Annotated in this window: 15 protein-coding genes; 12 read left to right on the plus strand and 3 right to left on the minus strand. The window is 68.8% G+C overall.

Translation table 11 applies throughout. The features are described 5' to 3' along the window. Positions 1-108: 108 nt before the first annotated feature. Positions 109-1,773, minus strand: a complete 1,665-nt coding sequence (locus tag B2742_RS06145) for an amino acid permease (protein ID WP_292064105.1) — start codon at positions 1,771-1,773, stop codon at positions 109-111. A gap of 156 nt (positions 1,774-1,929) precedes the next feature. Between B2742_RS06145 and hrpB the strand changes: the two genes are divergently transcribed. Then, the gene (hrpB, locus tag B2742_RS06150) at positions 1,930-4,368 is read left to right on the plus strand and encodes an ATP-dependent helicase HrpB (RefSeq protein ID WP_292064106.1); all 2,439 of its coding nucleotides are present in this window, start codon (positions 1,930-1,932) and stop codon (positions 4,366-4,368) included. Positions 4,369-4,371: 3 nt separating this feature from the next. Here the strand turns inward: hrpB and B2742_RS06155 are convergent, their stop codons facing one another. Next, complete coding sequence (locus tag B2742_RS06155) at positions 4,372-5,706, minus strand: S41 family peptidase (protein WP_292064107.1); 1,335 nt, start codon at positions 5,704-5,706, stop codon at positions 4,372-4,374. Between the two features lie 117 nt (positions 5,707-5,823). Between B2742_RS06155 and B2742_RS06160 the strand changes: the two genes are divergently transcribed. From B2742_RS06160 to B2742_RS06210, 11 genes are all read left to right on the plus strand, one after another. Beyond that, a complete protein-coding gene (locus tag B2742_RS06160; protein ID WP_292064108.1) occupies positions 5,824-6,285 on the plus strand; it encodes an Lrp/AsnC family transcriptional regulator in 462 nt (153 codons plus the stop codon). A 175-nt stretch (positions 6,286-6,460) separates the two neighbouring features. Next, a complete protein-coding gene (gene rpsB / locus B2742_RS06165; protein WP_292064110.1) occupies positions 6,461-7,411 on the plus strand; it encodes a 30S ribosomal protein S2 in 951 nt (316 codons plus the stop codon). A gap of 93 nt (positions 7,412-7,504) precedes the next feature. Further along, positions 7,505-8,446: a translation elongation factor Ts gene (tsf, locus tag B2742_RS06170; protein WP_292064112.1), complete on the plus strand. Its 942-nt coding sequence runs from the start codon at positions 7,505-7,507 to the stop codon at positions 8,444-8,446. 124 nt (positions 8,447-8,570) lie between these two features. Then, complete coding sequence (locus B2742_RS06175) at positions 8,571-10,172, plus strand: M20/M25/M40 family metallo-hydrolase (RefSeq protein ID WP_292064114.1); 1,602 nt, start codon at positions 8,571-8,573, stop codon at positions 10,170-10,172. A 71-nt stretch (positions 10,173-10,243) separates the two neighbouring features. Then, positions 10,244-10,669 (plus strand): methylmalonyl-CoA epimerase, encoded by a 426-nt coding sequence (mce, locus tag B2742_RS06180; RefSeq protein ID WP_292064116.1) that lies wholly within the window; start codon positions 10,244-10,246, stop codon positions 10,667-10,669. After that, complete coding sequence (locus B2742_RS06185) at positions 10,669-10,932, plus strand: DUF1467 family protein (protein ID WP_292064117.1); 264 nt, start codon at positions 10,669-10,671, stop codon at positions 10,930-10,932. Before mce ends, B2742_RS06185 begins: the two co-directional genes overlap by 1 nt. Positions 10,933-10,939: 7 nt before the next feature. Then, positions 10,940-11,278, plus strand: a complete 339-nt coding sequence (locus B2742_RS06190) for a DUF3088 family protein (RefSeq protein ID WP_292064120.1) — start codon at positions 10,940-10,942, stop codon at positions 11,276-11,278. A gap of 78 nt (positions 11,279-11,356) precedes the next feature. Beyond that, positions 11,357-12,673, plus strand: coding sequence for a proline--tRNA ligase (gene proS / locus B2742_RS06195; RefSeq protein ID WP_292064123.1), 1,317 nt, complete (start codon positions 11,357-11,359; stop codon positions 12,671-12,673). After that, positions 12,670-13,974: a lipoprotein-releasing ABC transporter permease subunit gene (locus tag B2742_RS06200; RefSeq protein ID WP_292064125.1), complete on the plus strand. Its 1,305-nt coding sequence runs from the start codon at positions 12,670-12,672 to the stop codon at positions 13,972-13,974. Before proS ends, B2742_RS06200 begins: the two co-directional genes overlap by 4 nt. Continuing rightward, positions 13,967-14,671, plus strand: coding sequence for an ABC transporter ATP-binding protein (locus B2742_RS06205; RefSeq protein ID WP_292064128.1), 705 nt, complete (start codon positions 13,967-13,969; stop codon positions 14,669-14,671). The genes B2742_RS06200 and B2742_RS06205 overlap by 8 nt, the downstream gene beginning before the upstream one ends. Positions 14,672-14,694: 23 nt before the next feature. Then, a complete protein-coding gene (locus B2742_RS06210) occupies positions 14,695-15,102 on the plus strand; it encodes a hypothetical protein (protein ID WP_292064130.1) in 408 nt (135 codons plus the stop codon). Positions 15,103-15,131: 29 nt separating this feature from the next. Here the strand turns inward: B2742_RS06210 and B2742_RS06215 are convergent, their stop codons facing one another. Beyond that, on the minus strand, positions 15,132-15,248 hold the full coding sequence (locus B2742_RS06215; RefSeq protein WP_284223103.1) for a hypothetical protein: 117 nt from the start codon (positions 15,246-15,248) through the stop codon (positions 15,132-15,134). Positions 15,249-15,321 lie beyond the last annotated feature (73 nt).

Consider the following 15,321-nt stretch of genomic DNA (forward strand, 5'->3'; position numbering starts at 1 on the left):
GGTGATTGGCGAACGCGCGCGCCGGAGGAGATCGAAAACGAAAAAAGGCCCGGGATCGCTCCCGGGCCTTTCCTCTTGGTTGGTCTGACGTGAGGTCCGATCCGGAGATCAGTCCTTCTGGTTGTCCACGCCGGAACCCATGGCCTCGGCGGGCGACGACATCGTGGTCTCTTCGGTGATGTCGATGCCCTTGGCGAGCTTGGAGTGCCAGAAGCCGTAGATGATGTAGATCACCGCGCCGACCGCGGCATAGGCGCCGAGGATGGTGAGCGGCAGCGGATTGCCGTCCATCGCGTGCTGGATCATCGGCCAGAAGTTGAAGGCCGCCAGAGACAGACAGGCGAGGATGCCCGCGACGGCCGTGGCGATGCCGCCGGGCACCTTGAACGGACGCTCCATCTCGGGGTGCTTGATGCGCAGGAAGATCACGCTCAGGCAGACGATCGAGAAGGCCACGGCCGTACCCAGCGACACCAGGTCGCCGAGGATCGAGATGGGCAGGAAGGACGCCGCGACGGCGATCAGGATGCCCAGCAGGATGGTGCCGATCCACGGGGTGCGGAACTTCGGATGGATGACGGCGAAGGCTTTCGGGAGAAGGCCGTCACGCGCCATGGTGTAGAAGATCCGCGTCTGGCCGTAGCACAGCACCAGCATGACCGAGGACAGGCCGGTGATGGCGCCGATCTTGATCAGGAAGCTGATCAGGTTCAGCGGGCTGCCATCGGGCGTGATGAACGCCGTGTCGGCCCATTCCAGACCCATGCGGTCGATGGCGACGGCCACCGGGGCCGGGCTGGCCAGCTCGAGGTAGGGCACCACGCCGGTCATGACGGCGGCGACGGCCATATAGATGAGGGTGCAGACGATCAGGGCGCCCAGAATGCCGACGGGGACATCCTTGGAGGGGTTCTTGGCCTCGGCCGCGGCGGTCGAGACCGCCTCGAAGCCGACGTAGGCGAAGAAGATGATCGAGGCACCCCGCAGGATGCCGGTGGCCCCGTACTCGCCGAACTTGCCGGTCGTGTTCTCGGGGATGAAGGGCACCCAGTTCTCAGGATTGATGTACTGGATCCCGACCGCGATGAAGGTCAGCAGCACCACGATCTTGATCATCACGATGATGTTGTTGATCGAGGCCGACTCGCTGACGCCGAGGACCAGCAGGCTGCACACCGCGGCGATGCCGATGGCGGCGACCAGGTTGAAGGTGCCGGTCATCGGGAAGCTGGCGACGCCCGTGTCGGAGGTCACGGCCTGGATCAGCGGCGTGGCCCAGGAGGGCCCTTCGCCGCCGGCGTACTGGATCATCGGGAACAGGCCGTCGGCCACCCCGAAGTCGCGCAGGATGGAGACGACATAGCCGGACCAGCCGACCGCGACGGTCGAGGCGGCGACGCCGTATTCAAGCACCAGCAGCCAGCCCATGATCCAGGCGAAGACCTCGCCCAGGGTGCCGTAGGCATAGGTGTAGGCCGAGCCGGACACCGGCATGGTCGAGGCCAGTTCGGCGTAGCAGAGGCCGGCGAGACCGCAGGCGATGCCCGCGACCACGAACGACAGCATGATGGCCGGGCCCGCGTGGGCGGCGGCGACCTGGCCGGTCAGAACGAAGATGCCGGCGCCGATGATGGCGCCGATGCCGAGGCTCATCAGGTTGATGGGACCCAGAGACCGCTTCAGCTCGCTCTTGGCGGCTTCCTTCTGGATCTGGGCTACGGATTTCTTGAGGAACAGGCGGTTCCCCTTGGGCCTAAGGCCTTCTGCGGACATAGAGTCTCGCCCCCTGATACACGGCGAGTCCTCCCCGGACCGCCTTCAATGGCGCGGACGCTAGCGGCGGAGGGGGCCGCTGGCAACGCGGTTTCCGAATGGTGAAGCGCGGACGACGCTTTCGTGAAGGGGGGCGTTGCCGCTAGACCGCAGGCGATGTTGCCGATCCATGCCGTTCTCGAGCCGTTGAAGGCCGCCCTGGTCGGGGGAAACGCGGCCGTGCTGGCCGCACCGCCGGGAGCCGGCAAGACCACGGTCGTTCCGCTGGCATTGCTCGACGCGCCCTGGCTGGCCGGCGGCAAGCTGCTGGTGCTGGAGCCGCGGCGGCTGGCGGCGCGGGCGGCGGCCGAACGGATGGCGGCGACCCTGGGCGAGGCGACCGGCGGGACGGTGGGCTATCGCACCCGGCTGCAGAGCCGGATCGGGCCGGGCACGCGGATCGAGGTGATCACCGAAGGGGTGTTCGCGCGGATGATTCTCGACGACCCGGGCCTGGAGGGCGTCGGGGCCGTGCTGTTCGACGAATTCCACGAACGGTCGCTGGACGCCGATCTGGGACTGGCGCTGGCGCGGGAGACCCAGGGGCTGCTGCGTGAGGACCTGCGGCTGCTGGTGATGTCGGCGACCCTGGACATCGCCGGGGTGTCCAGACTGCTGGCCAATGAAGCGGGGGATTGGGCGCCGGTGATCGAGGCCGAGGGCCGGATGTTCCCGGTCGAGACCCGCTATTCCGGTCGCAATCCGGTCGAGCGGATCGAGGACGCCGCCGCGCGCGCGGTCATCCAGGCGCTGGGTGAGGAGCCCGGCTCACTGCTGGTCTTCCTGCCGGGGCAGGGCGAAATCCACCGCACCGCGCAGCGGCTGGCCGGGCGGCTGCGCGATCCGGCGGTGGATGTCGTTCCCCTTTACGGCGCGCTGGACCGGGAGACCCAGGACCGCGCCATCCAGCCGGCGGCGCAGGGGCGGCGCAAGGTCGTGCTGGCGACGTCGGTGGCCGAGACCAGTCTGACCATCGAGGGGGTGCGGGTGGTCATCGACGGCGGCCTGTCGCGCGTGCCGCGGTTCGAGCCGTCCAGCGGCCTGACGCGGCTGGCGACGGTGCGGGTCAGCCGGTCCTCCGCCGAACAGAGGCGCGGCCGGGCCGGGCGGACGGAGCCGGGCGTCTGCTACCGGCTGTGGGACGAGGCGGCCACCCGCGGGCTGGTTCCGCATCAACGGCCCGAGATCCTCGAGGCCGACCTGACCGGCTTCGCGCTCGATCTGGCGCGTTGGGGCGCGCGCTCCACAGAGACCCTGGCCCTGCTGGACCAGCCGCCGGCGGGCGCCTTCGCAGAGGCGCGCAAGGTGCTGACGCGGCTGGGCGCGCTCGACGAGACCGGCGCCCTGACCACGCACGGGCGGCGAATGACGCGCATCCCGTTGCCGCCGCGGCTGGCGCATATGGTCGCCCTGGCCAGCGATGCGGGAGACGCCGCGCTGGGCGCCCGGATCGCGGCGGTGTTGAGCGAGCCGGGACTGGGCGGCAACGACGTCGATCTCAGAGACCGGCTGCGCGGCCTGGAGCGCGACCGGTCCCCGGGGGGCCGGGACGCCCTCAAGCTGGCGGACCGTTGGGCGCGGGCGGCCGGGGCCGGGCAGGGGGGCGAGGCTGACGTGGGCGTGCTGCTGGCCGAGGCCTTCCCGGAACGGGTGGCGAAGGCGCGCGGCAAGCCGGGCGAGGTGTTGCTGGCTTCGGGGCGGGGGGCCTTCCTTGATCCGACGGATGCCCTTGCGCGCGAGCCCTGGCTGGCGGTGGCGGAACTGGGCGGCGGCGATGCGCGCGACCGCATCCGGCTGGCGGCTCCGGTCGATCCGGCGACGCTGGAGGGGCGGATCGAGATCGAGGACCGTCTGGGCCGCGAGCCGTCGGGGCGGATGACGCTGCGCCGCATCCGCCGCATCGGGGCGATCGTGGTCGATGAGAAGATCTTCGGGACGCCGGACCGGGCGGCGATCACGGCGGCGTTGCGGGCCGAGGTCGAGCGGGACGGACTGGCGGCCCTGCGCTGGGGCGAGCGGGCGGCGGGGTTGCGGGCCCGGCTGGCCTTCGTGGCCGCGCTGGAGACCGGCTGGCCGGACGTGTCGGACGCGGGCCTGGCGACGGCCCGGGAGACCTGGCTGTGGCCGCTGCTGGAGGCGGTGCAGGCGCTGGACAAGATCGACGACGGTGCGCTGGAAGCAGGCGTGCGGGCGCTGATCCCGTGGGACCGGCAGCGGGCGCTGGACGAACTCGCCCCGGCGCGGCTGGCGACGCCGCTGGGATCCGCGGCGATCGACTATGCGGCCGAGGGCGGGCCGCGGGTGGATATCCGGGTGCAGGAGCTGTTCGGAACGACGACCCATCCGACGGTCGGCGGCGGACGGGTTCCGCTGACCCTCGCCCTGCTGTCGCCGGCGCGGCGGCCGGTGCAGGTGACCAAGGACCTGCCCGGCTTCTGGGCCGGCAGCTGGGCGGCGGTGCGCAGCGAGATGCGGGGCCGCTATCCCCGGCACCCTTGGCCCGAGGATCCTACGAAGGCCGAAGCGACCAGCCGGGCCAAGCCGCGCGGGACGTGAGGATCAGCGGGCGTCGGCCGTTCGCTCGATCCGCGGCTGTGCGGGCCCGCCAGCGAAGTCGACCGTCATCGCCTGCACCGTCGAGCCGGATGTCTCGAACACCATCCGCATGCCCAGGGCGGTTTCGACGGCAAAGCGATGGCCGCCGAGGGGGATCAACGCGATCGCTGGCCGCTCACCCCGCCGGGTGAACAGTCGCACGCCGTCCGTGGTGAGGGTGCGCTCGCCATAGACGCCGGCATAGGCCGCCAGGGCGAGATCAGCGGTGCGCCCCAGTGCGCGTGACTCCATGGCCTCGGCCACGGCCTCCAGCGCGGGGCGTTCCTCGGCCGGGGCAGCACCGATCAGGGTGCGCAGCGCCGCGGCGTGGGCTGTGTCGAGGGCGACAGGGACCCCCGCCTCGATCGTCGGCGCATGACCGACTCCTTCCCAGTCCTTGCCGGTGGAGGCCAGCACCGCGCGCCCGACCGAGACGCTGAGGACAAACTGATCGCCGACGGCGACAATGTCATTGCGGAAGCCCGCCCCGGCGGTATTGGCGCCCACAATCTGGCCGAGTTGATAGCCCGCGACGTGGCCGGTGAATTCCTCGGCGGCCGATCCGGTCGCCTCGCTGGTCAAGACGTACAGGGGCTTGCCGATCATGCGCTGTTCGGGCGGCGCCGCCAGGGTCGACAGGCCGTCGGCTTCCGCAGAGCCGTTCATATAGAAGGTCACCAGCGGCGTATCGACGGCCAGGAACCGGCTGATGATATGTTGCACCGCCTCGGGGCTGCCGCCGCCGTTGCCGCGCAGATCGATGATCACGGCGTCGCCACCCGCGAGAAAGCGCATGGCCCCGTCGAGGGCGGCGGCGCTCTCGGCCCCGATCCAGTGGAAGCCGTCGTAGGTCATCAGCCGGACATTGCCGGGCAAGACGCGCAGCTCGGTGATTCCGTGGTTGGCCTGACGGACCAGCCGTTCGTAGGCGACGAGGTCGCCCGGCGCGTCTCCGGTTCCACCCGCGATCACGGCGACCGTGCGCGGATCGAAGCGGAAACTCAGATGCCGGTCCTGGCCGACCCGTTCGAGATCGGCATTGATCTGTTCCGCGAGGGCCGCGCCGTCCGCGACGGCGTAGCGGCCCGAGGCCAGGCCCTCCGCCAGCACGGCGTCCAGCGCCGGACGACGCTCGGGCAGGACATAGCGCTCACCGATCACCCGGCGGACTTCGGCCACGACGGTCGCCGGGTCGACGGCCTGGGCGGCCGCCGTAGCAGTGGAAGGCTGGGCCCCGGCATGGGCGGGCAGAGCGGTCGCGGCGAGCGCGACGGTGGCCAGGAGAACGGCGAAATGCATACGAAAAGAACCTGTTGGTTTGATCCCCTGTTATCGCTTGGATGGGATGAGGAATTCGGGCATTCGTGGGCCCCGGCTTGCCAGAAACTGGCAAAACTTGGCGGCCGGCTGCGGGAGATGTGCAAATTGAATCAGCTGGACCGGGCCCTGCTCGCCTGCCTGCAGCAGGACAATATGCAGACGGCGGATCGCCTGGCCGAGCAGGTCGGCCGGTCGTCCTCGGCGGTGGCCCGTCGCGTCCGGCGTCTGAGGGCCGAGGGCGCCATTGCCGCCGAGACGGCGGTTCTGTCCGATGCGGCGGCGGGGCATCCCTTGTCGGCGGTGATCCATGTCCAGCTGGAGAGCCACGTCCCGCACGAGAGCAACCGCCTGCGTCAGCGTCTGATAGCCCATCCCCAGGTCCAGCTCTGTCTCGATATCGCCGGGGCCTTCGATATCGTCCTTCTGGTCGTGGCCGCCGACATGGAGGTCTTCAACGCCTTCACCCTGTCCGTTCTCGAACAGCCGGTCGTGCGCCGGTTCGAGACCAGTTTCGTCAAGAAGCGCCACAAGGCCACCCTCGCGGTGCCGCTCGTCTAGCGAGCCGCCGCCCAGGCGTGGATGGCGCTTGCCTTTTGTCCCCAACCCGCCTACATGCCCGCCCACTTCACACGCAGGCGTGGCGCTGACGGGGAGAAATCCCGTTTGCTCCGTTCCGAGGGCCAAAAGGCCTTTACCCGTCTGCGGCGGATCAATCGGATAAAGGACTAACCTCATGGCTCTGCCAGAATTCTCCATGCGTTCGCTGCTCGAAGCCGGCGCGCACTTCGGTCACCAGACGCACCGGTGGAACCCGAAGATGGAGCGCTACATCTTCGGATCGCGCTCGAACATCCACATCATCGACCTGTCGCAGTCGATCCCGCTGCTGCACCAGGCGCTGGTCGCCGTGCGCGACGTCGCCGCCAAGGGCGGTCGCGTGCTGTTCGTCGGCACCAAGCGTCAGGCGTCGGATCCGGTGGCCGAGGCAGCCAAGCGCTGCGCCCAGTATTACATGAACAACCGCTGGCTCGGCGGCACCCTGACCAACTGGCGCACCGTGTCGGGCTCGATCGCCCGCCTGCGCGAGCTGGAAGGCCTTCTGGAGTCGGGCGGCGACGGCCGGGTCAAGAAGGAGCTGCTGAACCTGCAGCGCGAGAAGGACAAGCTCGAGCTGTCGCTGGGCGGCATCAAGGACATGGGCTCGATCCCGGACATCATCTTCGTGATCGACACCAACAAGGAAGCGATCGCGATCCTCGAAGCCCGCAAGCTGAACATCCCGATCATCGCCATCCTCGACACCAACTCCGATCCGGACGGCATCACCTATCCGATCCCCGGCAACGATGACGCGGCCCGCGCCATCCAGACCTATTGCGACCTGATCGCCGACGCCGTCCTCGACGGTCTGGCCGCCGGCCAGGCGTCGCAAGGCGTCGATCTGGGCGCCGCGGTCAACCCGGACGAGCCCATGCTGCGCGCAGCCAAGGCTCCGAAGGCGGCCAAGGCTGTTGAAGCCGAAGTCGCCCCGGCCGAGGCTGAAGCTGTCGCCGAGGAAATGATCGCCGCCGCTGAACCGGCTGCTGAAGACGCGCCGGCCGAACCGGCCGTCGCCGACGAAGCCGCCCAGGCCGCGACCTCGGAAGCCAACGACGCCGTCGAAACCGAGAAGGCCGCGGTCTAACCACCCGCCTTCCACCGACGGTGAACCTGATATGCGGCCGGACCTGAAAACGGGTCCGGCCGTTCCCGCATACGCATACCAAGGAGATATCCCATGGCCGAGATCACAGCCGCCCTCGTGATGGAACTGCGCGCCAAGTCCGGCGTCGGCATGATGGACTGCAAGAAGGCGCTCCAGGAAACCGACGGCGACATCAACGCCGCGATCGACTGGCTGCGCGCCAAGGGCCTGTCCAAGGCCGCGAAGAAGGCCGACCGCGTCGCCGCCGAGGGCCTGGTCGCCGTGGCCTCGAAGGAAGTCGGAGCCGGTGAAGTCGGCGCCGCCATCGAGTTCAACGCCGAGACCGATTTCGTCTCGCGCAACGAGCTGTTCCAGAACGCCGCCAAGCGGTTCGCCCAGCTGGGTCTCGAGCACGCTTCGGTCGAGGCCCTGCACGGAGCCGAACTGGAAGCCGGCAAGACGGTCCAGGACGAGGTCACCAGCATGATCGCCACCATCGGCGAGAACATGCAACTGCGCCGCGCCGCCCGCCTGTCGGTCGACGAGGGCGTGGTCGCCTCCTACGTCCACAACGCGGTGTCGCCGGGCGTCGGCCGCATCGGCGTGCTGGTCGCCCTGCACGGCGGCGGCGACAAGACCGCCCTCCGCGAACTGGGCCGCAAGATCGCCATGCACGTGGCGGCCACGGCTCCGCTGTCGCTGAACACGGACGATCTGGACCCGGCCGCCATCGAGAAGGAACGTCAGGTCCTGACCGAGAAGGCCAAGGAAGAAGGCAAGCCTGAAGCCATGATCGCCAAGATCGTGGAAGGCCAGATCAACAAGTTCCAGAAGGACGTGGTGCTGATCAAGCAGCCGTTCGTCATGAACCCCGACGTGACCATCGAACAGCTGGTCGCCGACGCGGGCAAGGAACTGGGCCATCCGGGTCTGCACCTCGCCGGCTTCGTCCGCCTCGCGCTCGGCGAAGGCGTGGAGAAGGTCGAGGGCCCGGACTTCGCCACCGAAGTCGCCCAGATGACGGGCGGCCAGTAGGCCTCCGACGCCATCAGACGAACGAAGGGGCCGGCGCGCAATCGCCGGCCCCTTTTTCGTTTCGCTTTGCGCGAGCGGCGCTCTTGGGTCAAATGCGGGCCGATTGATTCACGGGGGACTGTTCATGAAGCGCCTGCTCGTCGCCGTTTCGGCCATCGCCATTCTCGCCACCAGCCCGGTATTCGCCCAGGAGGTGGACCGCGCCGCGATCAACCGCATCATCGACCAGGGGCTGAATCACAGCGAGGTCATGCAGACCGCCGCACATCTGACCGACCGGATCGGCGGGCGGATGACCAATTCCCCGCAGATGCGCCAGGCCGAGGCCTGGACGGCCCAGCAGTTCCGCGACTGGGGCCTGTCCAACGTTCGCGCCGACCCGTTCGAGTTCGGTCGTGGCTGGTCGATCGTCCGGTCCAGCGCGCGCATGACCGCGCCTCGCCCCCTCGACCTTCGGGCCATGCCGATCGCCTGGACCCCGTCCACGCCCGGCGTGATCAGCGGCGAGGTGATCGTCGCCCCGATGGCCAACGCCGGCGACTTCGCCAAATGGCGCGGTCAACTGGCGGGCAAGATCGTCCTGGTCTCGCGTCCGACCGCGGTCACAGACCCGACGCAGCCCGCCTTCCGGCGCCTCACCGACGAGGATCTGCGCAACGCCAACACCTACAATATGCCGAACATTGCGGCGCCCTCGACCGCCAGCCTGACGGGGCCCGACTTCGCCCGTCAGCTGGACGCCTTCCTGCAGGAGGAGGGCGCGCTGGCCTGGGTCCGGATGTCCCAGCGCGACGGCGGCCTGCTGCACGGCACCGGCTCCGGCTACCGCATGGATGATCGGCGGCTCACGCCCGGCATGGAGCTGGCGGCCGAGGACTATCGCCGTCTGGCCCGACTGGCGCAGACGGAGGACGCGAAGCCGACCCTCGAGCTGATGAGCGACGTCCGCTTCCATGAGGAGGACATCAACGCCAACAACATCCTCGCGGACATCCCGGGCACGAGCCGGTCGGGCGAATATGTGATGGCCGGCGCCCACCTCGACAGCTGGGTCGCCTCGGACGGCGCGGTGGACAACGCCGCCGGCACGGCCGTGGTCATGGAGGCCGCGCGCATCCTGAAGGCGCTGGGCGTGCGGCCCAAACGCACGATCCGCTTCGCCCTGTGGAATGGCGAGGAGCAGGGCCTTTGGGGCTCGCTGGCCTATGTCGACCGGTATCTGGCGACCCGCGCGCCGCTGGGCGACCCCGCGCTGGACGCCCTGCCGAACGGCCGCACCTGGGGCCGGCGCTGGCCGATCCAGCCGCGCGAGGGCTACGGCGATCTGGTCGCCTACTTCAACCTGGACAACGGCTCGGGCAAGATCCGCGGCATCAACGCCGAGGGCAATGTCGCCGCCGCTCCGATCTTCCAGGACTGGCTGGAGCCGTTCAACGCCATGGGCGCGACGACGGTGTCCATGCGCACCGCCGGCGGGACCGACCACGTCTATCTGCAGACCGTCGGCGTTCCCGGCTTCCAGTTCATCCAGGACCCGCTCGACTACAGCGCGCGCCTGCACCACACCTCGATCGACAGCTACGATCACCTGCGGGCCGAGGATCTGCGTCAGGCCGCGATCATCCTGGCCAGCTTCCTGCTGAACGCCGCCAACAGCGATGAGCCCCTGCCGCGCATGCCGACCCCGACCCGGCCGACGCCGACGGATCCGTTTCCGTTCCAGTGAGGGATGAGGGCGTCGTGACGCGACAATCACGACGCCTTCTCCGCGCGCCCGACACCGGCTAGACCAGCGGCATGATCGGAAGACTGAACCACGTCGGCGTCGCCACCCCCTCGATCGAGGCCAGCGTTGCGACGTATCGCGACATTCTCGGGGCCACGAAGGCGCACGACCCCTTCGACCTGCCGGCGCAGGGGGTGCGGGTCTGCTTCATCGACCTGCCTAACAGCCAGATCGAACTGATCGAGCCGCTGGGCGACGACAGCCCGATCCATGGCTTTCTGGCGAAGAACCCCAAGGGCGGCCAGCACCACGTCTGTTTCGAGGTCGAGGACATCCTGGCCGCGCGCGACGCCCTGCGGGAGAAGGGGGCGACCATCCTCGGCACGGGCGAACCGCGCATCGGCGCCCACGGCACCCCCATCATCTTCGTCCATCCGAAGGACATGGGCGGGGTGCTGGTCGAACTGATGGAAACGCCGAAAGACGGAGGCCACTGATGCCCATCGGACCGTTCACGATCATCGCCATCTACATCGTCTGCTGGTGGGTCGTGCTGTTCACCGTCCTGCCCCTCGGCTCGTCGAGGGAGCATCACGAGCCGCCGACCGACGGCGGCCAGTGGGGCGCACCGGACAAGCCCGATCTCAAACGCAAATTCATCACCACCACCTGGGTCGCGGCCCTGGTCTGGCTGCTGGTGATGGTGCTGGTCTACATCGGCTGGATGCCGCTGCCCGACCTGGCGCCGCCGGTTCCGTGAGGCCCGGATGACGGATCGCCTGTTCCTGCTCAATCCCGGCTGGACCGATGACGAGGGCGGGCCCTGGTACTGCCCGGCCGGCGCGGTCGTGGAGGGCGTGCTGGCTTTCCACCCGGCCCTGCGGGACCAGCTGGAAATCCGCTACCTGGATCACCCGCGGCCCCGTCCTCCGGTGATCGAACTGGTTGGCGAGGACCACCAGGGTTGCCCCATCCTGGTACTGGACGGATCTTTCGACTGGCCCGAGGCGCTGACTTCGGCGGCGACCGGTCGGCGCTTCCTGCAGGACGAGGCGATCATCCCCTATCTGACGGCGCGATACGGGATCGCACGGCCGCATCCCTAATCCCCGACCCGGCCTAGCTTTCGCCCCGGTCGCCCGGCTAAAGCTTGTCTCCCCTTCGCTTGCCGAGATTCTGACCCCATGCGCCTGTCGCGCTATTTTCTGCCCACGCTGAAAGAGGCGCCCTCGGACGCCCAGATCGTTTCGCACCAGCTGATGCTGCGCGCCGGCCTGATCAAACAGGAGGCCGCCGGCATCTACGCCTGGCTGCCGCTGGGCCTGCGGGTGCTGAACCGGATCGAGCAGATCGTGCGCGAGGAGCAGGAGCGGGCAGGGGCCGTCGAACTGCTGATGCCCACTCTCCAGCTCGCCGACCTGTGGCGGGAGTCGGGGCGGTATGACGCCTACGGCCCCGAGATGCTGCGCATCACCGACCGGCACGAGCGCGAGCTTCTCTATGGGCCCACCAACGAGGAGATGATCACCGACATCTTCCGCGGCTTCGTGAAGAGCTACAAGGCGCTGCCCCTCAACCTCTTCCACATCCAGTGGAAATTCCGCGATGAGCGCCGTCCGCGCTTCGGCGTGATGCGCGGCCGCGAATTCCTGATGAAGGACGCCTATTCCTTCGACATCGACGAGGCCTCGGCGCGCAAGGCCTACAACCGGATGTTCGTGGCCTATCTGAACACCTTCGCCCGGATGGGTCTGAAGGCCGTGCCGATGCGCGCCGACACCGGCCCCATCGGCGGCGATCTGAGCCATGAGTTCATCGTCCTGGCCGACACCGGCGAGAGCCAGGTGTTCTGCGACCGGAAACTGGTCGAGATGCCCGCGCCCGGCGCCGGCGTGGACTGGGACGACCTGCAGGCCATCGTCGACGAGCGGACCGGGCTCTACGCGGCGACCGAGGAAATGCACGACGCCGGTCAGTTCGAGAGCCAGACGGCCGAGGGCGACCGCCTGACGGCGCGCGGCATCGAGATCGGCCACATCTTCTATTTCGGCACCAAATACTCCGCCCCGATGAAGGCCCGCGTCGCCGGGCCGGATGGCAAGGACACCGACGTCCACATGGGCAGCTACGGCGTCGGCGTGTCGCGCCTGCTGGGCGCCATCATCGAGGCCAGCCACGACGAGGGCGGCATTATCTGGCCCGACTCCGTCGCGCCGTTCGACGTCGTCGTGATCAATCTGCGGGTCAATGACGAGGCGGTCTGCGTCGCCTGCGAAGAGGCCGTGGCCAAGCTGGAAGCCCTCGGCAAGGACGTCCTCTATGACGACACCGACGAGCGGCCGGGCGGCAAGTTCGCCACCGCCGACCTGATCGGCATTCCCTGGCAGCTGACCATCGGTCCCAAGGGCGTGGCCGAGGGACTGGTCGAGCTCAAGCGCCGGGCGACCGGCGAAAAGGTCTCGGTCCCGCTGGACGAGGCCCTGGCGAGGGTGCGCGGATGACGGATGTCCCGGCGGCGCTGAAGCCGACCAAACCCGCCGGCCCCTTTTCGGCCTGGGAGTTCGAACTGGCGTTCCGATACCTGCGCGCCCGGCGCAAGGAGGGCGGCATCGCCCTGATCGCCATCATCTCCTATGTCGCCATCGCCCTCGCGGTCATGGCCCTGATCATCGTCATGAGCATCATGGCCGGCTTCCGGAACGAGCTGCTGGACCGGATGCTGTCGTTCAACGGCCATATGTACGTCCAGGGCCCGGTGCTCAGCGATGCCGAGCGCGAGGCCGCGGTCGAACGCATCGCGGCGGTCCCCGGCGTGGTCAGCATTTCTCCGCTGACCGAGAACCAGAGCATCGTCCGCGCGGCCGGCCAGACGACCGGGGCCATGGTGCGCGGCATCCGCGCCGGCGACCTCGACTCTATGGCCTATGTCAACGACAGCCTGTCCGACGAAGCGCGCCGGACCTTCGGCCAGGGGCCATACGGCGGAGACAACGTCCTGATCGGCAAGTCGCTGGCCGAAAGCATGGGCCTGCGCATCGGCGATCCGATCACCCTGTATTCCCCGACCGGCGCCGACAGCGCCTTCGGCAATCTCGGCGGGCTGGAGAAGACCTATCGCGTCGGCGGCCTGTTCACCTCGGGCACTGCCGATTTCGACCGGCTGTTCATTTTCATGCCGCTGGAGCAGGCCCAGTTGTTCTTCGGCAAGGAGGGCGTCTGGGACGTCATCGAGCTGAAGGTCGCCGAGCCCGACCGGGTCGAGTATCTGACCGGGCCGGTCCGCGCCGCCGCCGGTGACCGCGCCATCGTCAGCGACTGGCGCGACCGCCTCGCCGCCTTCTGGGGCGCGCTGAAGGTCGAGCGGGTGGCCATGAGCATCATTCTCGGCCTCGTCGTCGCCATCGCGGCCCTCAACATCATCTCCGGCATCGTCATGCTGGTGAAGAACAAGACGCGAGACATCGCCATCCTGCGCACCGTCGGGGCCAGTCAGATGTCCATGCTGCGCATCTTCTTCATCTCCGGCGCGGCCATCGGCGTGGCCGGCACCATCACCGGACTGGTCCTGGGGCTGGTCTTCTGCCTCAACATCGCGGCCATCCAGCATTTCCTCGAATGGCTGTTCCAGGTCCAGCTGTTCAACGCCGACGTCTATATGCTCGAGTCCATCCCGGCCGAGGTCGACGCCATGGACGTGATCTGGGTCACCCTGTGGTCGGTCTTCATGTCCTGCGTGGCCAGCTTGCTGCCGTCGTGGCGGGCCGCGAAAATGGATCCGGTCGAGGCGCTTCGCTATGAGTAAGGTCCCCGTCCTTTCCGTCCGCGGCGTGACCCGCACCTATGAGACCGCCTCGGGCGGCCTGACCGTGCTCAAGGGCGTTGATCTCGACGTCATGCCGGGCGAGGTCGTCGGCCTGATCGGGCCGTCCGGCTCGGGCAAGTCCTCCTTGCTTCACGCCGCCGGTCTGCTGGAGCGGCCGACCTCGGGCGAGATCCGCATCGACGGCGCCGACGTCGGCGGCCTCGACGAGCGGGCGCGGACCCATATCCGTCTCGCCAGCATCGGCTTCGTCTACCAGTTCCACCACCTGCTGGCCGAGTTCGACGCGCGCGACAACGTCGCCCTGCCGCTGCGCATCGCCGGCGTCGGCCAGGCCCAGGCCCGCGAGCGGGCCAGCGAGGTGCTGGTCGCCCTGGGGCTCGGCGAGCGTCTGACCCACCAGCCGGCCCAGATGTCCGGCGGGGAACAACAGCGCGTCGCCGTCGCCCGCGCCCTGGCCAATCGTCCGCGCCTGCTGCTGGCCGACGAGCCGACCGGCAACCTCGACCCCGCCACCAGCCAGACCGTGTTCGAGGCCTTGCACCGGCTGGTCAAGGACACCGGCGTCGCCGCCCTGATCGCCACCCACAATATGGAGCTGGCCGGGCACATGGATCGGGTCTTCGCCCTGAAGGACGGCCATCTGGAAGAACGTCCGGCCGAGAGCCACGCCTACTGAAGCCGGCGTGCTAGGGTCGGCGGATGACCGACGCCATCCAAGCCCATCTGACCACGGCGCGTGAGGCCATGGCCGAGGGCCGCGCGGCCGACGCCCGTAACAGCTATGCCCGCGCCGCCGCTCTCAGCCGCGAGAGCGGCGCACCCCTGCTGCAGGCCCGTGCCCTGCGGCATCTGTCCGACCTCGACCGTGAGGCGGATCATCCAGACCAGGCGCTGGCCCACGCCGAACAGGCGGCCGCCCTGTACCGCGCCAATGGACAGGGGGCTTCGCTCGACATGGCCAACGCCGTACGACTGAAGGCGCTGGCGCTCGACAGCCTGCGGCGTCAGGAGCCGGCGCGGCTGGCCTGGACCACGGCGCGGGACCTGTACGCAGAGGCCGGAATCGCCGCCGGCGTGGCCGAGTGCGACGCGCGGTTGTCGGCCTGACTCTTCCCCCGTGAAGGGGAAGGGAAATCCTATTTCTTCCCGGGCGGCGTGGTGAAGGGCGAGCTGCCGACCGACACCGCCGGCTTGGGCTTTTCGGCCTTGGGTTTACGGACTTCCTTGTTGGATTTGACTTGACCCTTGGCCATGACCTGAACTCCTGGGACGCAGACCGCCGGGAGGGCGGGGAGGCGACGCGCAGACAGTGTAGCGCGCCTTCAC

It is taken from the genome of Brevundimonas sp. UBA7664 (assembly GCF_002483305.1).
Taxonomy (GTDB): Bacteria; Pseudomonadota; Alphaproteobacteria; order Caulobacterales; family Caulobacteraceae; genus Brevundimonas.